The organism is Rhizobium jaguaris, from assembly GCF_003627755.1.
Taxonomy (GTDB): domain Bacteria; phylum Pseudomonadota; class Alphaproteobacteria; order Rhizobiales; family Rhizobiaceae; genus Rhizobium; species Rhizobium jaguaris.
Window position 1 is genome coordinate 1,243,515 of record NZ_CP032695.1, and the last position, 19,819, is coordinate 1,263,333.

At 60.2% G+C, this 19,819-nt stretch carries 19 protein-coding genes; 7 read left to right on the forward strand and 12 right to left on the reverse strand.

What is annotated here, in order from left to right; genetic code table 11:
• Positions 1-21: 21 nt before the first annotated feature.
• The 4 genes from CCGE525_RS28060 to CCGE525_RS28075 form a co-directional block, all read right to left on the reverse strand.
• Entirely contained in the window at positions 22-1,632 is a 1,611-nt protein-coding gene (locus CCGE525_RS28060) for an ABC transporter substrate-binding protein (protein WP_120707527.1), read from the reverse strand.
• Between the two features lie 66 nt (positions 1,633-1,698).
• A complete protein-coding gene (locus tag CCGE525_RS28065) occupies positions 1,699-2,421 on the reverse strand; it encodes an HAD-IA family hydrolase (protein ID WP_120708662.1) in 723 nt (240 codons plus the stop codon).
• Between the two features lie 236 nt (positions 2,422-2,657).
• A complete protein-coding gene (locus CCGE525_RS28070; protein WP_120707528.1) occupies positions 2,658-4,031 on the reverse strand; it encodes an aspartate aminotransferase family protein in 1,374 nt (457 codons plus the stop codon).
• A 13-nt stretch (positions 4,032-4,044) separates the two neighbouring features.
• Positions 4,045-4,884 (reverse strand): GNAT family N-acetyltransferase, encoded by an 840-nt coding sequence (locus CCGE525_RS28075; RefSeq protein ID WP_120707529.1) that lies wholly within the window; start codon positions 4,882-4,884, stop codon positions 4,045-4,047.
• Positions 4,885-5,205: 321 nt separating this feature from the next.
• Here CCGE525_RS28075 and CCGE525_RS28080 point away from each other — a divergent pair, with 321 nt between their 5' ends.
• Positions 5,206-5,874, forward strand: coding sequence for a haloacid dehalogenase type II (locus CCGE525_RS28080; RefSeq protein ID WP_120707530.1), 669 nt, complete (start codon positions 5,206-5,208; stop codon positions 5,872-5,874).
• A gap of 14 nt (positions 5,875-5,888) precedes the next feature.
• Positions 5,889-7,163 carry an NAD(P)/FAD-dependent oxidoreductase gene (locus CCGE525_RS28085; RefSeq protein ID WP_120707531.1) on the forward strand — a complete coding sequence of 425 codons (1,275 nt, stop codon included), beginning with the start codon at positions 5,889-5,891 and terminating at the stop codon, positions 7,161-7,163.
• Between the two features lie 92 nt (positions 7,164-7,255).
• On the opposite strand, the gene CCGE525_RS28090 is transcribed toward CCGE525_RS28085, so the two are convergent.
• From CCGE525_RS28090 to CCGE525_RS39615, 6 genes are all read right to left on the reverse strand, one after another.
• Positions 7,256-8,713 (reverse strand): NAD-dependent succinate-semialdehyde dehydrogenase, encoded by a 1,458-nt coding sequence (locus CCGE525_RS28090; protein WP_120707532.1) that lies wholly within the window; start codon positions 8,711-8,713, stop codon positions 7,256-7,258.
• Between the two features lie 21 nt (positions 8,714-8,734).
• Positions 8,735-9,775 carry a tartrate dehydrogenase gene (locus CCGE525_RS28095; protein ID WP_120708663.1) on the reverse strand — a complete coding sequence of 347 codons (1,041 nt, stop codon included), beginning with the start codon at positions 9,773-9,775 and terminating at the stop codon, positions 8,735-8,737.
• Positions 9,776-9,786: 11 nt separating this feature from the next.
• Positions 9,787-11,250 carry an aldehyde dehydrogenase family protein gene (locus CCGE525_RS28100; protein ID WP_120707533.1) on the reverse strand — a complete coding sequence of 488 codons (1,464 nt, stop codon included), beginning with the start codon at positions 11,248-11,250 and terminating at the stop codon, positions 9,787-9,789.
• A gap of 141 nt (positions 11,251-11,391) precedes the next feature.
• Complete coding sequence (locus CCGE525_RS28105; RefSeq protein ID WP_120707534.1) at positions 11,392-11,748, reverse strand: cupin domain-containing protein; 357 nt, start codon at positions 11,746-11,748, stop codon at positions 11,392-11,394.
• 22 nt (positions 11,749-11,770) lie between these two features.
• Complete coding sequence (locus CCGE525_RS28110; RefSeq protein WP_120707535.1) at positions 11,771-12,694, reverse strand: 2-hydroxyacid dehydrogenase; 924 nt, start codon at positions 12,692-12,694, stop codon at positions 11,771-11,773.
• A gap of 28 nt (positions 12,695-12,722) precedes the next feature.
• The gene (locus CCGE525_RS39615; protein ID WP_342637458.1) at positions 12,723-13,073 is read right to left on the reverse strand and encodes a M20/M25/M40 family metallo-hydrolase; all 351 of its coding nucleotides are present in this window, start codon (positions 13,071-13,073) and stop codon (positions 12,723-12,725) included.
• Here CCGE525_RS39615 and CCGE525_RS28120 point away from each other — a divergent pair.
• On the forward strand, positions 13,018-13,905 hold the full coding sequence (locus CCGE525_RS28120; RefSeq protein ID WP_120703950.1) for a tyrosine-type recombinase/integrase: 888 nt from the start codon (positions 13,018-13,020) through the stop codon (positions 13,903-13,905). The two genes, CCGE525_RS39615 and CCGE525_RS28120, sit on opposite strands and share 56 nt — an antisense overlap.
• A 10-nt stretch (positions 13,906-13,915) precedes the next feature.
• A complete protein-coding gene (locus CCGE525_RS28125; RefSeq protein ID WP_120703951.1) occupies positions 13,916-15,109 on the forward strand; it encodes an IS91 family transposase in 1,194 nt (397 codons plus the stop codon).
• 310 nt (positions 15,110-15,419) lie between these two features.
• Here the strand turns inward: CCGE525_RS28125 and argE are convergent, their stop codons facing one another.
• Positions 15,420-16,415, reverse strand: coding sequence for an acetylornithine deacetylase (argE, locus tag CCGE525_RS28135; protein ID WP_120707536.1), 996 nt, complete (start codon positions 16,413-16,415; stop codon positions 15,420-15,422).
• 239 nt (positions 16,416-16,654) lie between these two features.
• Between argE and CCGE525_RS28140 the strand changes: the two genes are divergently transcribed.
• Entirely contained in the window at positions 16,655-17,554 is a 900-nt protein-coding gene (locus tag CCGE525_RS28140) for a GNAT family N-acetyltransferase (RefSeq protein WP_120707537.1), read from the forward strand.
• 103 nt (positions 17,555-17,657) lie between these two features.
• Here CCGE525_RS28140 and CCGE525_RS28145 read toward each other — a convergent pair whose 3' ends face one another.
• Entirely contained in the window at positions 17,658-18,278 is a 621-nt protein-coding gene (locus CCGE525_RS28145; RefSeq protein ID WP_120708664.1) for a CGNR zinc finger domain-containing protein, read from the reverse strand.
• A gap of 160 nt (positions 18,279-18,438) precedes the next feature.
• Between CCGE525_RS28145 and CCGE525_RS28150 the strand changes: the two genes are divergently transcribed.
• The gene (locus CCGE525_RS28150; RefSeq protein ID WP_120707538.1) at positions 18,439-19,149 is read left to right on the forward strand and encodes an alpha/beta fold hydrolase; all 711 of its coding nucleotides are present in this window, start codon (positions 18,439-18,441) and stop codon (positions 19,147-19,149) included.
• Positions 19,150-19,183: 34 nt separating this feature from the next.
• Complete coding sequence (locus CCGE525_RS28155; RefSeq protein WP_120707539.1) at positions 19,184-19,819, forward strand: TMEM175 family protein; 636 nt, start codon at positions 19,184-19,186, stop codon at positions 19,817-19,819.

Here is a 19,819-nt window from a genome sequence, read left to right on the forward strand (position 1 = left end):
CCGGGGAGGTGTCCATCGCTATCAGGCCTGGAGCCAGAGATACTCCGCCATTGCGTAACCCATCATGCCACCGAGCGGGTTGGCTTCCAAACCGTTTACCTTGCTCGAAAGGGCATCCACATTCGAGATGTAGGCAGGGATGATGGTGCCTGCCTCTTCAGCAATCATCGCCTGCATTTCGCCGTAGATTTGTTTGCGCTTGGCCTGGTCCAGCAAGCCGCGAGCCTCGACGAGCATCTTGTCGAATTTTTCGGACTTGTACTGGCTCTCGTTCCACGGTGCATTTGAAGCATAGAGAAGAGAGAACAGGATGTCGGGCGTCGGGCGTGGATTGATGTTGCCGAAATGGATGGGCGCCTTCAGCCAATAATTATCCCAATAGCCATCGGATGGAACACGCTGGACATCGAGCTTCATGCCGATGTCGGCGCCGGCGGCCTGGATGATCATTGCCATGTCGATCGACGAGGTTGCTGCGTCGGAGGCTACCACCGGAATAGACTGCCCGAGCACGCCCGCCTTCTGGAAATGGAACTTGGCCTTGTCCGGATCGAAGGTCTTCGGCTTCAGATCGCTGTTGTGATAGATGTTGGCCGGAGAAACGGGCTGGTCATTGGCAACTTCCCCAAGGCCACGCAATGCGGACTTGACGATCTGCTCTCGATTGACCAGGTACTTCATCCCGTCGACGAAGTCCTTTTTGTTACCCGGAGCCATGTCCAGGCGCATGTTGAGGTTGGTGTAATTGCCGCTCGTCGTCTTCGACAGCGTAAAGCCCGACTGACCATCGATCAACTTCATAGCCCGTGGATTGATCGATGCGGCAAAATGAATGTCGCCCGAAAGCAGAGCATTCACACGCGCATTGTCATCGCTGATCGCGAAAAACTCAAAGGAGTCGAGATAGGGTTGGCCGGACTTCCAGTAGTTCTTGTTTTTCACGACGACCGAGCGATTGCCCGGATCGAAGGTTTCAAGAACAAAGGCTCCGGTGCCATTGCCCTTCGAGAAGTCGGTCGTGCCATTGGCAACGATCATGAAGTGATGCAGCGCCAGGATGGTCGGCAGGTCGGCATTCGGGTCGGCCAAGGTAATTTCGACCGTTGACTTGTCGACAGCCTTGAAGCCGGTCATCTGGGCGGCGATCTTGGCGACCTTCGAGCCGACACCCGGGTCGAGATGGCGCTTCAACGAAAAGATAACGTCGTCGGCCGTCAATTCCTTGCCGTCATGGAATGTCACGCCCTTGCGCAGCTTGACCGTCCAGGTCTTGGCGTCCTTGCTTTCGATGCTCTCGGCGAGCTCCATTTGTGTCACGCCGGCCTTGTCGAGGAAGGTCAGACGATTGTAGAGCGAGCAGCAACGCACATAGTCGGTAGACAGCGATGCCTTGGCAGGATCCAGCGTGTCGGCGGTCGAGGACGACCAGCCGGCCGCCTTGAACGCACCGCCAGAGACCGGCGTGGCTGCAACAGCCTGCGAAGCGCGGCCGAGAATGATGCCCGCGCCCGATGCTGCGATGCCTCCCGCCAGCATCAGTTTAAGAAGATCGCGCCGGGTCGCCCCGCGCCTGATGGCGTTCTCTACCATTGCATCGTCGGCAGAGGTCCAGTTTGTAATTCTGTCAGTCATGTCATTCCCCTTTTTCTGTTGGTTAGATGGGATGCCCGTCTTGCCCGCGAGCTTTCCCAGGTTGGGTCAATGTTTTTTGGGCAGCCTTTCCTTGACCGCCGAGGCGAAGGCCGCCATCGACGTGAAATGGTGGTCTGGCTGGGTGAAGGCCTCGGGCTCTATCGTCCCGCCGTAACCGTCCTGCGCATGACGGCGCTCGATCCAGCAATTGGTCAGGCCAAGGTTCCGCGAAATACCGATGTCGTGATATTGGCTCTGTGCGACATGCAGGATGTCGTCCTTGCTCGCCCCTTCACCGGCAATAAATTCGAACACCTGTTCGAAGAAGGCGGGGTCTGGCTTTTCCGTGCCGGTATCGTCGGCCGTAAAGGTCGCGAAGAACGGTGAGCCCAACTTCTTTTCGAAATGGTCGAGCGCCCAGCGGCGCGCATTTGTCATTGCGACAAGACGATGTGTTTTCGCAAGTTCCGCAAGCGCTGCTGCGCTGTCGTCAAAAGCTTTCCAGCTTGCTACGGAATCGCGCAGTTGCTGAGCGTATCGCTCTTCTGCCGGCAGACCGAGCTTTGGCGCGATGGCCATGTAGACCCTCTCGAGATCGTCCGGAAAGAGATCGGCATCCTCGCTGTAGCGCGCCTGGCGATAAAGTTTCAGAGCTTTTTCGCCGTCGATGGAGATGCCGGCTTCCGCCGCAATCTCGGCAAGACAGGTCTTTATGCCACCTTCGAAGTCAATGAGCGTGCCGACGACGTCGAAGGTGAGGTATTTGAAGTCTTGAAAGTCTCTGGCCAAGTCATGCTCTCCTTCATGGTCTGCTGAAGCACAGACCCCTTGCAGCATAAAATTCTGGTCCAAGGGGCGGAGGCCGCCCTGCAAAGGCCGAGAAAAGCCGGCTTTCAGCCGTTCTAGGAAGCAGTTTGGCGGTTCCTGAGCGGCGGAGTCGCCGAATCTATGGTGTGTCGCGGCACAAAATTTCGAATTTCCGGGTCTGTCCGATATTTCGCCGATGGCGAATGGCATCTGCCGCTTCAACGCATGGCTTCCCGAACATCCGGATCCTCCAATGTCTGGTCGAGGGTCTTCCGCGTGCGTTCCAAGATCGCGTCGATATCATCGTCCGTGCAGCAGAGCGGCGGCGCGTATCCGAGCACGCCATGGGCGAATGCTCGGATGACCAGGCCATTATCCCAGGCACGGTCGAAAATCCTGCGCGCCGGCGCGGCAGCGCTTGGCAGCGGTGTCTTTTTGACTTTGTTGACCACGAGTTCCACTGCGGCCAACATTCCTCGACCGCGAACATCGCCCACCAGCGGATGGTCACGCAGGCTTTCCAGGCCCGCCATCAAGCGGGCACCCGCTTTGACGCCGTTTTCCAGAAGACCGCCTTCATAGAGCTTCAGTACTTCAAGCCCGACCGCGGCACTGACGGGATGGGCCGAATAGGTGTAGCCATGGCCGACCGCGGCATTGCCGGCGGCATCGGCGATGACATCGTAAACGCGATCGGACATGAACACAGCGCCCATCGGCACATAGCCCGAGGTCAGGCCCTTGGCCGTCGTCATGAAATCCGGGACGATGTCGTCATGCGAGCAGGCGAAGAGAGGTCCTGTCCTGCCGAAGCCGGTAATGACCTCATCGGCAATGAAGAGAATATCATATTGGCTGCAGAGATCTCGGATCGCCTTCATCCAGCCCTTTGGCGGCACGATAACGCCGCCGGACCCTTGGATCGGCTCGGCATAAAATGCCGCCACGCGCTCGGCGCCAACAGCCTCGATCTTCGATTTCAGGTCCCGTATGGATGCAGCAATGATCGCATCCGCATCGGCACCGACCGGGTTGCGATATGGATAGGGCGAGGGGATTTTATGCTGCCAATCAAAGGGCACGCCAAAGCCGGCATGGAATCCGGGCAGCGCCGTCAGTCCGGCGCCCACGGTCGAAGAGCCATGATAACCCTGCTCGATCGAAATGAATTGGTCGCGCTCAGGCTTGCCCTTGGCATGCCAGTAATAGCGTACGAAACGCACTGTGCTGTCGACGGCATCCGATCCACCGAGCGTGAAATAGACGTGATTGAGATCGCCCGGCGCGCGGTCGGCGAGTTCGGCGGCGAGGCGAATGGCTGCTTCGCAGCCGAGATCGAAATAGCCGGTTGCGTAGGGAAGCTCGCGCATCTGGCGGGCGGCCGCCTCGACGATGCTCTCGTGTCCATAGCCGGCATTTACGCACCAGAGCCCAGCAAATCCATCGACAAGCTGGTGTCCTGATGCATCGGTGACAGTGGCACCCTTTGCGGATCTCAAAACCCGCACGCCTAGCTTTTCATGCCCGCGATAGGATGAAACCGGATGGATAAGGTGCGCGCGGTCGAGTTCGACGAGCGAGTTGGCGAGCATAGTGATCTCCAGATTATCCGAGGGCCTGATTGGCCAAGGTAAATATTCTTGCGTCTTGGCTGACCGCCATTCCGCCGATTGGTTGGCGCATGGCGATGCCGCCACCCACATGCCTGAGGCCGATCTGCGCCAGCCATTCGGTCAACCCCGAGGTTTCGTTCGTGTCGACGCGCAGGAAGGTGCTCGACTTGCGAAGGGCGAGCGCTGTTATCAGCGACTTTGCATCTTCGGTCCTCGATGCTACCACCGGCCCGATCACATCGCCGCGGCCAAAGGCGCGCAGCGCACCATAGGCTTCGATGCGGCCGTTACGGCGAATGACCGCAACTTCCGCCACGCTTGCAAGTACATCGATCAGTGCGCTGCGGTCGGCGCCAAAGGCTGCGCGATCGAGCGCCTTGATGGCTGAAAAGTCACCCGCGGTTGCTCCCTCTACGTCTCCCAGAGGAGCAAGATCGGTGAGATGCCCCTGATGCTGATATATCTCGCCCACGGCAACGAAGCCGAGCTTGCGATAGAGCGGAAGGCCGTCTGCCGTCGCAATGAGCCTGAGAGATCGATCGCCGGCAAGCGCCATCGCCTCGTCCATGAGCTTACGACCAAGGCCACGGCCGCGCAGCGTCTCGTCAACGATCACCATGTTGATCGTCGCACAATCTTCTCCATAGGGGGTCATCAGGATGGTACCCACGACCCGGCCGGCCTCGTCGATCGCCGCGACGCCACGGCTCAAATGCAAGCCCATATGCCAGTCCTCGGCACGATGGGGCCACTTGGCTTGGCGCGAGAGGGCCAGTGCGCCGTTTATGTGCTCCGATGTGAAGCTCACCAGATTTATGTCGTCGGCTCGCATGAGGCATCCTTTCCTTGCCTCAAGTCTCCCTGATCCTCGCGCAGCAGATCATCTGAAGGCGTGGTTCACCGTAATATCTTTCGCCGTAGCGGATAGGATTGGCCGCATCTTATGCTGTCGATGCCTTCTTGGCGGCTCTCTAACTGCCCAAAAAGCACCGTCGCGATGCAGTCTCATTGCAACACTCTGCCAAACGCCGCCGTCCATACGAAACAATATGCTTTGCGGAGACACCAATTCGATCACGCCCGTCGCAAGACTTCAGCCTATGATCGCCACAGCAAAGAATGCAGATGCCCTTTAGATAGAGGACGAACGGACATGGCGCCTTTCCGGCCGAAATACATCACCTTCGACTGCCACGGCACGCTGATCAATTTCCAGATGGCGGAAGCTGCCCGCGACCTCTATTGCAACCGTCTCGATGAGCCGGCGATGCTGCAGTTCATCAAGAACTTTGCCGCCTACCGGCTTGACGAGATCATGGGCGACTGGAAGCCCTATGCGGATGTGGTGCACAACTCGCTCCAGCGCACATGCAAGCGCAATAGCGTTGCCTTCAAGGACGAAGACGCCAGAATGGTCTATGAGCGCGTACCAACCTGGGGTCCGCATGCCGACGTTCCGGCTGGCCTCGCCAAGGTGGCGAAGGAAATTCCGCTCGTCATCCTGTCGAATGCCATGGATAGTCAAATCATGTCGAATGTGGAGAAGCTTGGCGCGCCGTTCCATGCCGTCTATACGGCAGAGCAGGCCAATGCCTATAAGCCCCGCTTCAGAGCGTTCGAATATATGTTTGACATGCTGGGCTGCGGTCCGGAGGATATCCTGCACTGCTCATCCTCCTTCCGCTATGACCTGATGTCGGCGCATGACCTCGGCATCAAGAACAAGGTCTGGGTCAATCGTGGCCATGAGCCTGCAAATCCCTATTACGGATATGTCGAGATCGCGGATATATCCGGCCTTCCTGGCGTCGTAGGGCTTTGAGAGAGGTCAGCCCGATGAAATATTCCTCCTATTGGCACGATACGGCCCCCCGCTTTACTGGTGCGGCCGCCGGCCCCGTCCAGGGACATTACGATGTCGTTGTCGTGGGCGGTGGTTTCACCGGGCTTGGCGCAGCCCGGCAACTCGCCATGGCGGGTGCGAAGGTCCTTGTTCTGGAAGCCGAAACCGTCGGATTCGGCGCCTCCGGGCGAAATGGCGGCCATCTCAACAATGGTCTGGCGCACAGTTACATCGCGGCAAAGGCGGAATTGGGAAAGGAGCGAGCCATCGCGCTCTACAAGGTACTGGACGCTTCGATCGACACGCTCGAAGCGATCATTGCTGAAGAAGGGATCGACTGCAATTTCCGGCGCGCGGGAAAGCTGAAGCTTGCCTCGAAGGCGCAGCACTTCGAAAGCCTGGCGAAAAACTTCGAGGCGGTGCATGCCGAAGTCGATCCCGATACCGCGCTGCTTTCCGCGGACGATCTCAAGGATGAGATCGGTTCGCCCTTCCATGGCGCAATGCTCTCGAAGAAGAGCGCCATGATGCATATGGGCCGCTATGTCGTCGGATTGGCCGAGGCAGCCAAACGGCGCGGCGCGGTCATCGTGGAAGGCGCTGCTGTGACGGAGCGCAGCCAGTCCAACGGCAAGCACGTCCTCAAGACCGCCAAGGGCACTGCGACCGCGGATCAGGTCATGATTGCGACGGGCGCTTATACCACAGCCAATTTCGGCTATTTCCGCCGGCGGATCATGGCGGTCGGCAGTTTCATCGTCGCAACCCGGCCCTTGACGGACGCGGAAGTTGCCTCGACGATGCCGGGTAACCGCACCTGCGTGAACACGATGAACATCGGCAATTACTGGCGCCTGTCACCGGACAACCGGCTGATCTTCGGAGGGCGGGCCCGGTTTTCTGCGACATCCGACCAGCGTTCCGACGCCAAGAGTGGCGCGATACTGCGCGAAAGCCTCGGCCGGATATTTCCCCAGCTCGCCAAGGTCGAGATCGATTATTGCTGGGGCGGTCTAGTCGATATCACCAAGGACCGTTATCCGCGGGCCGGCTATCATGACGGAATCTGGTATGCCATGGGCTATTCAGGCCATGGCGCGCAGCTTTCTACCCATCTCGGTATGACCATCGCCGATGCGATACTAGGCAGGCCCGACCGCAACCCGCTCAAGGGGCTCGATTGGCCGGCCGTTCCCGGGCATTTTGGCAAGCCTTGGTTCCTGCCCCTGGTAGGCTTGTATTACAAAACGCTCGACAGATTTCAGTGATATCCACCGGCGGTGGGCTGCCGAAGGAGCGTCGTCACAAAAGAAAAGGGGTTGCGGTTGCAACCCCTTTTTCCGTCTGTCGATCCCGTAGCTCAGGTAAGTCCACCGATATGGAAGGCCTTCGCTTCCAGATATTCTTCGATTCCGAGCTGTGAGCCTTCTCGCCCGAGACCCGATTGCTTGACGCCGCCGAACGGCGCAACCTCCGTGGAGATCAAGCCGGTGTTGAGACCCACCATGCCGAATTCCAGCGCCTCGCCCACCCGCCATGCGCGCTTCAGGCTCTCGGTATAGAAATAGGCCGCAAGTCCATAGGGCGTACCGTTGGCGATGGCGATAGCCTCGTCCTCCGTCTCGAAACGGAAGAGCGGCGCGACCGGTCCGAATGTCTCCTCGGCAGCGAGCTGCATGGCGGTGGTGGCTCCAGTCAGGACGATCGGCGCCGTATACTGCGGGCCGGTTGGCAGGGTCCTCCTGGCCGTCACGATGGTTGCGCCCTTCGAAAGTGCGTCTTCGACATGGCGGTTGATCTTGGCGATCGCCGCTTCATTGATCATGGGGCCGATTGCGACGCCGGCTTCGGTGCCCGGCCCGACCTTCATGGCATCGACGCGGGCGGTGAGTTTCTTGGCGAAAGCATCGTAGACGCCGGCCTGGACCAGGATGCGGTTGGCGCAGACGCAGGTCTGGCCGCCATTGCGGAACTTGGAGATGATCGCTCCCTCCACTGCGAGGTCGAGATCCGCGTCGTCGAAGACGATGAACGGGGCATTGCCGCCGAGTTCGAGGGATAGCCGCTTGATACTGCCCGCTGCTCCGCGCATCAGTAGCGAGCCGACGGGCGTGGAGCCGGTAAATGAAATCTTGCGCACCGTCGGGTTTGCGAGGATCTCAGCGCCGATCGCCGCCGGCATGCCGGTGACGATATTGACGACGCCCGCCGGAATACCGGCCATCTCGGCGAGCACGCCGAGCGCCAGCGCTGAGTAAGGGGTGAATTCGGACGGTTTCACGACGACCGTGCAGCCAGCCGCAAGTGCCGGCGCGAGCTTGCGCGTGATCATCGCGTTCGGAAAATTCCAGGGGGTGATGATGCCACACACTCCGACCGGTTCCTTCAGCACCAGGATGCGGCGGTCCGGCGTTGGTGAGGGAATGGTCTGGCCACCGATGCGGCGTGCTTCTTCGGCGAACCATTTGACGAAGGACGCGCCGTAGCGGATTTCGCCGCGGGCTTCGTCGAGCGGCTTGCCCTGTTCGGTCGTCAGGATGAGCGCCAGATCCTCGATGTGCTCGAGCATCAGATCATGCCAGGCTTGCAGCAGCGCGGCGCGTTCGGCGTGCGTGCGCTTCTTCCAGGGCGCATAGGCTGCCTCGGCGGCCTCGATCGCTGCTCGTGTCTCATCGCCGCTCAGGTCTGGCACGGTTCCGATGACGGTCTGCGTTGCCGGGTCGACGACCGCAACAGTCTTGCCCGAGTGGGCCGGTTGCCAGTCGCCACCGATCAGTGCCTGCTGGCGGAAGAGGGATGGTACTTTTAGATTTTGCATGTTCAGGCCCCCAGTGAGATGTCAAATTGCAGCGAGCAGTGCGGCCGTGATCACGTCGGTCCGGTCCTTGCCTGGAACCGTGCCAACACCGCTCGCCGTTGTTGCTTCGATGGCTGCCATGACGGCATTTGCCGCATCCCGCTCGCCCAGATGTTCAAGCATCATGGCGCCGGACCACACGGTCGCGATCGGATTGGCGATGCCCAGATGGGCGATATCGGGCGCAGATCCGTGCACAGGTTCGAACATCGACGGAGCGTTCCGCTCAGGGTTGATATTCGCCGACGCCGCAAAACCGAGACCGCCCTGGATTGCCGCACCGAGATCCGTGAGGATGTCGCCGAAGAGGTTGGATGCGACGACCACGTCAAGCGTTTCCGGCGCCATCACCATGCGGGCCGCCATGGCATCGATGTGATAGCTCGTGACCTCGACATCCGGATAGTCTCGCGCGAGCTGTCGGGTGATCTCGTCCCAGAAGACCATGGAGTGCTTCTGAGCATTGGACTTTGTGACGGATGCGAGCTTGCCTCGACGGGCTTTCGCCTGCTCGAGGGCGAAACGCAGGATGCGTTCGACGCCTTTGCGGGTGAAAATCGAGGTCTCGACCGCGACCTCGTCAAGCGTGCCCTGATGAATGCGGCCACCGGCGCCTGAATATTCGCCCTCGGTGTTTTCACGAATGCAGAGGATGTCGAAAGCGGATGCCTTGAGTGGCCCGTGAACGCCCGGCAACAGGCGGTGCGGGCGAATATTGGCATATTGCACGAAGTTCTTTCGGATCGGCAGCAGCAGGCCATGCAGGGACACCGAATCCGGGACTTCGGCTGGCCAGCCGACAGCTCCCAGCAGAATGGCATCGAAACCGCGCAGGGTCTCGATTCCATCGGCGGGCATCATGGCGCCGGTCTCCTTGTAGAAGGCGCAGGACCAGGGGAATTCGATGCCCTCGAGTTTGAAGCCGAAGGCGTCCGCCGCTTTCTGCAGAACCGACCAGGCGGCAGCGGTCATGTCGCGTCCGATGCCGTCACCCGGGATCAATGCGATCTTGTAGGCTTTCATGTTCATTGTCCTCAAAGGCTGATCAAGACGCTCTTGCTCCTGCGGTTGGCCTGGAATGCCTCTCGGCCGAGATCCTTGCCGATGCCGGATTGCTTGTAGCCGCCGGTCGGTAGAATGTGGTCACGCGAGCGGCTATAGCGGTTCACCCAGACTGTGCCGGCCTGCAGGCGGCGGGTAAGCCGGATGGCGCGGGAGAGATCGCGAGTGAACAGACCCGCGGCAAGTCCGTAGCTCGGATGGTCGGCGAGCTGCAGGGCTTCCTCTTCGTCCTCGAATGTCTGAACCGTCAGCACCGGGCCGAAGATCTCCTCGACGATGGCCGGAGAATCCGGATCGACACCGGCCACCAGCGTGGGAGCATAGAAATAGCCTGGCGCGTCCATGCATGCGCCACCAGCAAGGCATTTTCCACCAGCCATGACGGTGGCCGATACGATTGCGTCGATGCGCTGCCTCTGCTTCTCCGAGATGATGGGAGAGTATCGGCTCGCCGCATCCCAGGTGGGACGGGGGATGACTCCTTCCATTCGGCTCTTGATGGCATCGATGAACTGGGCTGCGACCTTTCTCTCGACGATGAGCCGTGACCCAGCCACGCAGGCCTGGCCCGCATTACCCAGGATGCTCGCCGTGACCGCAGCCGCCGCCTTGTCGAGATCCGCATCGGCGAAGACGATCTGAGGGCTTTTGCCGCCGAGTTCGAGCGTCATCGGCTTTATGCCGGTGCGGGCGATATTCTCCATGATCGCCGAACCGGCCCGAGTCGAACCGGTGAAGCTTATCTTGGCGATCTCCGGATGGCCGGTGATCGCGTTGCCGGTCGTTACGCCATCGCCGAGAACCACGTTGATCAATCCGGCCGGAAGACCGGCACGCACCGCGAGCTGGGCCAGGTAGATGGTCGAGAACGGCGTCAACTCGGAGGGCTTCAGGACGACGGCGTTTCCTGCCGCCAGCGCCGGGCCAAGCTTCCAGGCGGCCATATTGATCGGGAAATTCCAGGGTGTGATGGCTCCGACAACCCCATAGGGCTCCGTCATGATCATGCCGAGATTGCCGTCGTCGGTCGGTACGAGGTCGCTGCCTTCCTTGTCGGCAAATTCGGCGAAGAAGCGGATCTGCTCTGCCGAAATCGCGATATCGCCTTCAACGAGCTGGCCTACGGGACGCGTCGAGGCGATGGCCTCGAGTTTGGCCAGCGTTTCGGCTTCCTGCTCGACAAGGTCTGCCCATCGATGAAGCACATTTAGGCGCTCGCGCGGTCGAACGCCTCCCCAATTGCTGTTCTTCAGCGCGGTTTTTGCCATCTGTACCGCTTGGTCCACAAGGTCGGCATCCGCGACCGGGCATCCGGCATAAGCCTTTCCATCGGAGGGGCGGTGCATCGGAATGACGCCGTCCGCGGCGGCGAAATGATCGCCGATGAAATGCCCGACAGGAAGAGAAAGACTGTCGGGATCGAAGCTCAGATCCATGATGATGCCTCCGGTCAATTTACGGAGATGCTATCGGGACCGGCAAAGCAGCTTGATCCGATCGCGTCGGCTGGCGCGGCGGAAAAACCCGTTTTGGGGCCAAATGGCAGCGCATTCTTTGGTCAAATCGGACCACAGAACTTAAGGCGTGACGGTCACGTAGATCTTGCGGACCGTCTCGATCGTCTTCCAGGTTCCGACGAAGCCTGGCTTCATGACGAAGCTGTCGCCGGCCTTGTAGACGACGGGTTCGCCGCCGTCAGGGGTTATTTCGATTACGCCAGAGAGAATGTGACAGAATTCAAAGGTCTTGCCCTTGATCGAACGGCTGACACCGGGCGTGGCTTCCCATACGCCGGTATGCACCGTCTCATTGCGGGCAACGTCCTGTGCCCAGGTCTTGAGCTTCGGATCGCCGGAGACTAGCCGCTCAGGAGCTGGAACGTTTTCGCGCGGTGCGAAGGAAGGACTCGGGTCAATCGTCTTAAGGAGGGACATTGGTTTCCTTTCGGAGTTAGGATCAGTAGCCGCGGCGGCGGTCGACGAGGCCGAGCGGGTCCAGTCCTGCCCGTATTCGTTTGATGTTGTCGATGACAGCGCGTGCGGCGCCATGGGGCTGAGTGACACTTGCGACATGTGGCGTGAGCAAAATGCGCTCGTGGTTCCAGAAAGGGTGTCCCGCCGTCAGCGGTTCGGGATCGGTCACGTCGATCACGGCGCCGGCAAGCCGGCCACTGTCGAGTGCGGCCAGCAAGTCCTCAGAAACGAGCTGTGGTCCGCGGCCGGCATGCACGAGGCCAGCACCCTCCGGCAATTTGTCAAAGAGATTGGAATTGAGGAAGCCGCGGGTCTCGTCGGTCAGCGGAAGCAGGCAGATCAAGATGTCGGTGGCGGAAAGCATGGCTTGAAGTCCTGTTTCGCCGGCAAAACAGGTAACGCCGTCCAGTTCGCGTTGATTGCGGCTCCAGCCGGAAAGCGAAAAGCCGAACGGCTTCAGCCTGTCGAGCACGGCTTGTCCCAGGTTTCCGAGCCCCAGTACGCCGATGCTGCGGTCGGCGGCCTGAATCTGCGGCAAGGTATTCCAGATCTGGCTGCGCTGTTGACCGAGATAGGCGGGAAGATTGCGGTGAAGCGCCAGGACCCCAAGCGTCACATATTCCTGCATCATGCTGGTGATGCCGTCTTCGACCATTCGCACGATTTTTATGTGATCCGGGATATGCGCTGTATTGAACTGATCGATGCCGGCGCCGATGGAAAACAGCACTTCGAGATTGCTGTAGCGCGGCAGCTCGTCCGGAACCGTCCAGGTTATCAAATAGCGCACGGCTTCTGGATCGACCGATGACGGATCCATGGAAAAAGGCATGTCCGGCAGTTCCCGTGCGAAGGCTTCCTTAAAGATATGGCCGCGGCGGGGATCTGAGTTGAAAAGAAACGTCATCAGCTATGCATCCTTCGGTCTTGCGGCATCACGCCAGGCAACGTCGGCCGAGAGCCTCTACCAGGGCCTGGCAGGCTGCGAGTTCGTCCATGAGAATGAATTCGTCCGGCTTGTGCGCGCGTCCGATATCGCCGGGGCCGCAGATGACCGCTTCCAGGCCGGCACGCTGGTAGAGTCCGGCTTCTGTGCCAAGGACGAAGCCGCTCGCGCGGCATTGGCGCCCGTGGTGACGGTGCAGCAACGATCTGAACGCCGTGCATTTTGTGGGTTTGCCGTCCTGGCTGAGGATTGGGGTCTTCTCAATCACCAGACAGGAGGTTCCCATGACGGAGGAGAAGACGACCCCGCTGCGCGAACGGATGATCGAAGACATGCGCATCCGCGGGATGGGCGACAAAGTCCGGCAAGCCCATATTCGGGCGATCAAGGATTTCGCCGGGTTTCTGAAGCGATCTCCGGATACCGCGACACCCGACGACCTGCGCGCCTACCAATTGCACATGACCAATGCGGGCGTCACGCCGCCGACCTTCAACGCCCGCATCGTCGCGCTGAGGTTCTTTTTCGGCATCACCTGCGACCGCGAAGAGATGAAGCGGCATATGCAGTTCCGTCGGCAACCGCAGAAGTTGCCCGTTGTCTTGAGCGTTGAGGAGGTTTCCGACCTGCTTGTGGCGGCCCAGGGGCCGGGCCTGAAGTATCGAGCGGCGCTCAGCATCTCCTATGGCGCCGGACTGCGGGCCTCCGAAGTCTGCAACCTCAAGATCAGCGACATCGACAGCGATCGGATGCTGATCCATGTCGAACAGGGCAAGGGACAGAAGGACCGCAAGGTGATGCTGTCGCCCCTGCTGCTGGAACTCTTGCGCGACTATTGGCGCGAGTCACGGCCGCAGGGCTGGCTTTTTCCTGGCAAACCGAAGATCAACCCGATCTCGCCGCGGCAGCTCAACCGCGCCTTCACCGCCGCCAAAAAACTGGCCGGGATCGCCAAGCCAGCGACGCTGCACACCCTGCGGCACAGTTTTGCCACCCACCTGCTGGAAGCGAACACGGATGTGCGGGTGATCCAGGTCCTTCTGGGACACGCCAAGCTGACGACCACCGCCCGTTATATGCATGTCGCCACGAAGACGATCCGCGACACGATCAGCCCGTTCGAGACCCTGAAGAAGCTGCAGGACCAAACGCTCCGACGCGAACTGGAGTAGCGCCCGTCCGGTGATCCGGCCAAAACTGGAGATCGCCGACATCTTCCGTGCCTATGGCCCGGCGTGGCGGCGGGCCAATGCCGGGCATGTTAGCCTGACCCAGCTCAAGGTCATGGCGGCGATCGAGGCCTGCCGAACCGAGGCGCTCGGCGGGCATGTGGCAGCCTGTGCCAAATGCGGCCACCATCACATCGCCTACAATTCCTGCAAGAATCGGCACTGCCCGAAGTGCCAGGGACCCGCGGCGCGGGACTGGATGGCCGCCCGTGCCGAAGACCTGCTGCCGGTCGAGTATTTCCATGTTGTCTTCACCATCCCCGCCGAGATCGCGCAGATCGCCTATTGGAATAAGAAGACGGTCTATGATCTTCTATTCCGGGCATCGGCGGAGACGTTGACCACCATCGCCGCCGATCCCCGGCACCTTGGCGCAAACATCGGCATGACCAGCGTGCTGCACACCTGGGGGTCGGCGCTGACCCATCACCCGCATGTGCACATCGTCGTGCCCGGCGGTGGACTGTCGCCGGATGGCACGCGCTGGATTGGCTGTCGCCCGGGGTTCCTTCTGCCCATAAAGGTTCTGTCTCGTCTGTTTCGGCGGCTGTTTCTCGAAGGACTGATGGCACTCAGTCAATCCGGGGTGCTCTGCTTCTTCGGCGATCTAGCCCGGCTTGCAGAGGCGGATGCCTTCGCTGCCTGGCTTGCCCCCTTCCGCAAATCCGACTGGGTCGTCTACACCAAGCCCCCATTCGGCGGCCCCGAGGCCGTGCTGGCCTATCTCAGCCGCTACACGCACCGCGTGGCGATCTCGAACAGCCGCCTGATCAGCGCGAATGCCGAGGCGGTCACCTTCCGCTGGAAGGACTACCGCATCAAGACCGGTGACCGTCACAAGGTCATGCGGCTGGCCACCGACGAGTTCATCCGCCGCTTCCTAATCCACGTGCTGCCCGACGGATTCCACCGCATCCGCCACTACGGCCTGCTGGCCGGAGCAGGCCGCAAGGCCAATGTCGCAAAGATAAGGAAACTGCTCGGGACGGAAGCGCCATCACAGGACGACACGCCAAGCGCCGAGAGCATCCCGCTCACCCTGAGGCAGCCATGCCCAGATTGCGGCGGCCCGATGCGCATCGTCGAGATATTCCGCCGTGGCCAGCGACCCAAATCCCGTGCGCCACCCCGAAAGGACGCCGCATGACGAAACGCCTGTCACATCAGCCAAGGCCGGCCCGGATCTGCGATGCATTCCGGGGTGGCGCCGATTTGCGCCAGGCAACGCCGCACACTGCAAAACCGCCGATGCGAGGCCTACGAAAGAGGAGCACCCCAACCCCGATCGCGTCATTGCAAGCCTTCGGGGCAACCCGCTTGCACCCGACGCTCCCACCGATAGCCACCTCAGAAAACCGCAGCCGCACGCTTTCCCCATAGGCGCTCCACCCAGCCCCCGCAGGCCTCCTCCTTGGAAGGTTTTTCAACGCGGGCCGACACACGCCCAGCCGCCACCGTCACACCGCGGCCCGCATCGAAAAACCTTCACCATAGCTGACGGCTGGCAGTGGCTCGATGCCGGTCAGTTCCGCTAGCAGACAGGCGAGGGGAGCGGTCCGAGGAAGGGAGAGTGCAGGGTAGGAGCTCAGCGTCTCCCATTCGACACGGAACTCCCGGTGCTCAAGCGCTGCAGCGGCATCACGCACCGGAGACAGCAGTGCCGCTGGGTCCGCGCTGGAAATCGCCCGTGCTTCGATCTCCAGAGTGCAGAGGTCCGGAATGATGTTGACGGCCTGCCCGCCTTGAATGGTGCCGACCGAGACGGACGAATAGGGGGGCTCGAACTCTGTTTCGAACGGTCCTTTCGCAAGAGCTTGGGCGGTCGAGACAGCTGACCGCAGAACCTCGCCGACGGCATGGATTGCGTTGAGCCCCAAGTCAGGCCGCGACGAATGACCGGAACGCCCTTTCACGGTGACGCGAGCCGCTGCCTTGCCCTTGTGCGCCAGGATGGCGCGCATGTTGCTCGGCTCTCCGACGATCACACCGAGCGGTGTTTCGCAAAGCTCCGGCAAACGCGCAATAAGATGCGGCACGCCGCGGCAGCCCGCCTCCTCGTCATAGGAAAAGGCAAAATGGATCGGCCGCATAAGAGGGCTTGCAACAAGCATCGGCACAGCCGCCAAAGATGCCGCCAGAAACCCCTTCATGTCGCTGGTCCCGCGACCATACAGTCTTTCGCCGTCTACCCGCAGCACGAAGGGATCGCTCGTCCAGCCCTTTTCATTGGCCGGCACGACGTCCGTGTGACCGGAGAAGACATAACCCGGTTTGTCGCGGGGGCCGATCGTCGCGAGAAGGTTCGACCGGTCGCCTTCAGGGCCGGGAATGATATCAACCTTGGCCCCGAAAGATTTCAGGTAGGCCTTGATCCACTCGATGATATCCGCGTTTGTTGTTCCGACGACCGACTCGAAACTCACGAGTTTTGCCAGGATGTCCGGGGCGTGCATTGAGGTGTTCCCATGTCTGGTTGCCGTCAGCGGCTTTGCTGATGACGAAGCGATCAGTGGGAAGGTTAAGTGCTCGACAGGATAATACCTGCCGAAATCGATGCTCATATGGTCAATTCTTGCGCTGCTGTCTGCATACGCAGTCAATTGTTTCGCGCAGTCTCCGCTAAGATCGACTCACCATGATGCTGGCCTGCGCGAGTATGCGGTCGGCATATCAGAGGGCGGCTGGATCACGAATGGATACAAAAGTACCCGAGAAACTGCATGTCGATGCATTCGAGATGCGTTTTGCCGACATTGCGGATGTCGATCTGTCACAGCTTCAGGCTCTCTCAATGTCGGTGGGGTGGCCGCATCGATCGCAGGACTGGCGGCATCTGCGCGATGTCGGCCGCGGTTTTGTGGCGCTCGACGAGATCGGCAGGGTCTCCGGTTCGACCATGTGGTTCCCGCATGAGAAGAGTTTCGCCACATTCGGCATGCTGATCACAGCGCCGCGGCTGCAAACGAACGGTACAGCCAAGTGGCTCATCAAACGGATGCTGGCGGAATGCCGCCAAGAAAGGTTCCGGCTGAATGCGACACGAGCGGCGCGCCGGATGTGCGCAGCACTTGGATTTACGGCGCAGCAAACGGTCTTTCAATGTCAGGGCGAGATTGTCTCCGTGCCCCAGGTCGGCGGTCCCAAGCGAGGGCTTCATCTGAGGCGACTTGATCGCGGCGATCTAGAAGCAATCGTTACCCTTGACGAGCCGGCTTTTGGTACGCCGCGTTACCGGCATCTTCTGCGGCTTTTTGAGAGCTCGATCTGCTACGGCCTCTATGACGGCAACAGGCTGATGGCCTATTCTATGCGGCGCCGGTTCGGCCGAGGTCACGTGGTTGGCCCGGTCGTTGCCTATTGTGAAGAAGACGCAGTTGCCGTTGTTCAACCGCATGTCGCCGCGCATGTCGGCAGCTTTCTTCGGCTCGATACACATTTTGACACAGGTCCATTCGCCAATTTTGTCCAGCAAAGCGGAATGTCCATCTTTGACACTGTAACGACCATGGTTTCTTGCGAGGCGGCCGCCTATGGGAGCCCAGGCACCGGTTCTCCGATCGTTTTCGCGCTTGCTTCGCAGTCCTTCGGATAGTTTCGCAGTGCTGCCATCTCATCAAATCGCAGCGGGCCTCTAGAACCGAACCGAGGCAGCTCTGCTGGCTGCGTTTTCATTTGGGCAAGAGCGTAGCCGCAAGTTACGCGAGCTTGCGTCGATGCCGGTGCGCTGCCTGCTTGGCGCGGTTGCCGCAAAGCGCCATGCTGCACCAGCGCCTGCGGTGCCCGCGGGTGTGATCGGCAAACAGCAGGGTGCAGGACGGGCCTTCGCACGCCTTAACATTCGAAAAATCCTCGGTACAGACGAAGCGGCCGAGGGCCTCGCCGACCGGTAGCAACAGCGCTTCCGGCGAGCGCCATTTGCGCATAGGCCGGAGTTCCAATTGTTCGCCGTCCTCGGTCTGTCGCGTCACGACGCGGCTATAGCCTTCGTCGCGCTCCAGCAGGTGATTCAACGGTTCCAGCTCGGCGAGCGCTTCAGGCGTCAACGGCCTTCCCTTATGCTCGCGGACGAAAATCCGAAACCACTCGCGCAAGTTCCTTGCCTGATCGGCGACCTTATCCAACTCGCCCGGCAGCGCCTGGACGCGTATCGCCTCAAGTGCTTCCGGCGAGACGAGGCCCGCCTGCTTAAGCCAGCGCAATAGGCCTTCTCCATCCTCGATCCAATCGACCGGTACATCGACCGGCGTTGCCACCGAATTCAGAAAATCAAGCGCCATCGCGTCACCCAGAAAAAGGGCGGGAGAACGGTTATCCATCATAAATCCTATCCAGGCTGCCAACTGCAATTCATGGCTGCCTCTCGAAAACGTACCTTATATGTAACCTGTAAAATGTCTGTTGACAAGTTACGTTTTGGATGATAACCTCTCTGTATCAATCAAGCAGGTTACCAACAAGCACCGAAGGAGAACTTGGATGTCAGCTCAATCAACGCATCAGCAGATTATGAACATCATGCTTGTCCATGGAGCCTGGGCAGATGGCTCCGGCTGGGCCAAGGTGATCAGGCCACTCGTGGACGAGGGCTTTGCTGTGACCGCAGCACCGTTACCTCTGACATCTTATACGGACGACGTCGAAGCGCTTGAGCGTGCCTTGCATCGTGTGGCGGGACCGGTTGTTCTCGTCGGTCACGCTTATGCCGGAGCAGTTATTGCCGGCGTGAAGAGCGAAAACGTAAAGGCGCTTGTCTATGTCGCAGCTCTCGCTCCGGATGAAGGCGAGACGGTCGCCGATGTGTTCTATCGCGGCGAGCCCGACCCGCGGGCGCCTCAGCTTGCACCCGACGAAAACGGATTGATCTATTATCCGCATGAAGCCTTCGCTGCAGCCTATGCGCCGAATGCGACCGATGAGGAACTGGCGGTGCTTTCGGCTGTGCAGAGGCCGATATCGCCCGCCTGCATTACGGCGCCGGTCGCGCGGCCTCTCTGGAAGGATCGTCCCTCCTGGTATCTGATCGCCGAAGATGACCGAATGATCGCCGCCGCCAACCAGCACTTCATGGCGGACCGCATGCAGGCGGTACAGCGGCCTTTCCCGGTCGATCATACACCTATGGTGACGGCGCCGGAGGCTGTGCTGCAAGTCATCCGCGAAGCGGCAGCAAGTGTTACCGAGAGCTGAAACCACTTGCCAATCGACTTTAAGGAGCAGGCAAATGCACGAGCACAAGGTTACGACAGAGCGAGTTGGTGCGTTTTCGGATGGCATGATTGCGGTGATAATTACGCTGATGGCGCTGGAACTGAAGGCGCCCGAGGACGCCAGCATCAGAGCCATTCTCGCACTCTGGCAGACCCTGCTAAGCTATGGACTGAGCTACTTGTTCATCGCTATCATCTGGGTCAATCACCATCATCTGCTACGGTTGGTGCGCTACGCCTCGCCGCAACTGATCTGGATCAACTTTGCGCATTTGTTCCTTGTGTCGCTGCTGCCCTTTACGACGGCGTGGATGGCACGCACGGATCTAGCACCGGTTCCGGTCGCCGCCTATGCGGCGGTATTCGTGCTCGTCAATTTAGCCTACCTGCTTTTCGAGCGAGAAATTCTCTATCATGCCGCGGTCGCCGAGGTGTCTGAACAGACCCGGAGGCTTGCCCGCCGACGGACCCTTCTCGGTCTTGCCACGTTCATCGCCGCCGGCTTGACGGCGCCAGCTCTGCCGCCTCTCGGTTTTGCCCTGATCTGCTCTGCCCTGTTGCTCTACCTGCGACCCGAGATTTTTAGCCGGCCAATAGCAAAACGGGAGTCGCGGACACCCGCCCACCACAGCCCGAACCACTTCAACTAA

Bases quoted from the DNA above. Each gene is read 5' to 3' on its own strand.
- CCGE525_RS28140 (WP_120707537.1), top strand. From the start codon at position 16,655: ATGGATACAAAAGTACCCGAGAAACTGCATGTCGATGCATTCGAGATG.
- CCGE525_RS39615 (WP_342637458.1), bottom strand. From the start codon at position 13,073: ATGCGCATGTCTTCGATCATCCGTTCGCGCAGCGGGGTCGTCTTCTCC.
- CCGE525_RS28120 (WP_120703950.1), top strand. From the start codon at position 13,018: ATGACGGAGGAGAAGACGACCCCGCTGCGCGAACGGATGATCGAAGAC.
- CCGE525_RS28145 (WP_120708664.1), bottom strand. From the start codon at position 18,278: ATGGATAACCGTTCTCCCGCCCTTTTTCTGGGTGACGCGATGGCGCTT.
- CCGE525_RS28075 (WP_120707529.1), bottom strand. From the start codon at position 4,884: ATGCGAGCCGACGACATAAATCTGGTGAGCTTCACATCGGAGCACATA.
- CCGE525_RS28085 (WP_120707531.1), top strand. From the start codon at position 5,889: ATGAAATATTCCTCCTATTGGCACGATACGGCCCCCCGCTTTACTGGT.
- argE (WP_120707536.1), bottom strand. From the start codon at position 16,415: ATGCACGCCCCGGACATCCTGGCAAAACTCGTGAGTTTCGAGTCGGTC.
- CCGE525_RS28090 (WP_120707532.1), bottom strand. From the start codon at position 8,713: ATGCAAAATCTAAAAGTACCATCCCTCTTCCGCCAGCAGGCACTGATC.
- CCGE525_RS28060 (WP_120707527.1), bottom strand. From the start codon at position 1,632: ATGACTGACAGAATTACAAACTGGACCTCTGCCGACGATGCAATGGTA.
- CCGE525_RS28150 (WP_120707538.1), top strand. From the start codon at position 18,439: ATGTCAGCTCAATCAACGCATCAGCAGATTATGAACATCATGCTTGTC.
- CCGE525_RS28105 (WP_120707534.1), bottom strand. From the start codon at position 11,748: ATGTCCCTCCTTAAGACGATTGACCCGAGTCCTTCCTTCGCACCGCGC.
- CCGE525_RS28095 (WP_120708663.1), bottom strand. From the start codon at position 9,775: ATGAAAGCCTACAAGATCGCATTGATCCCGGGTGACGGCATCGGACGC.
- CCGE525_RS28155 (WP_120707539.1), top strand. From the start codon at position 19,184: ATGCACGAGCACAAGGTTACGACAGAGCGAGTTGGTGCGTTTTCGGAT.
- CCGE525_RS28070 (WP_120707528.1), bottom strand. From the start codon at position 4,031: ATGCTCGCCAACTCGCTCGTCGAACTCGACCGCGCGCACCTTATCCAT.
- CCGE525_RS28080 (WP_120707530.1), top strand. From the start codon at position 5,206: ATGGCGCCTTTCCGGCCGAAATACATCACCTTCGACTGCCACGGCACG.
- CCGE525_RS28110 (WP_120707535.1), bottom strand. From the start codon at position 12,694: ATGACGTTTCTTTTCAACTCAGATCCCCGCCGCGGCCATATCTTTAAG.
- CCGE525_RS28100 (WP_120707533.1), bottom strand. From the start codon at position 11,250: ATGGATCTGAGCTTCGATCCCGACAGTCTTTCTCTTCCTGTCGGGCAT.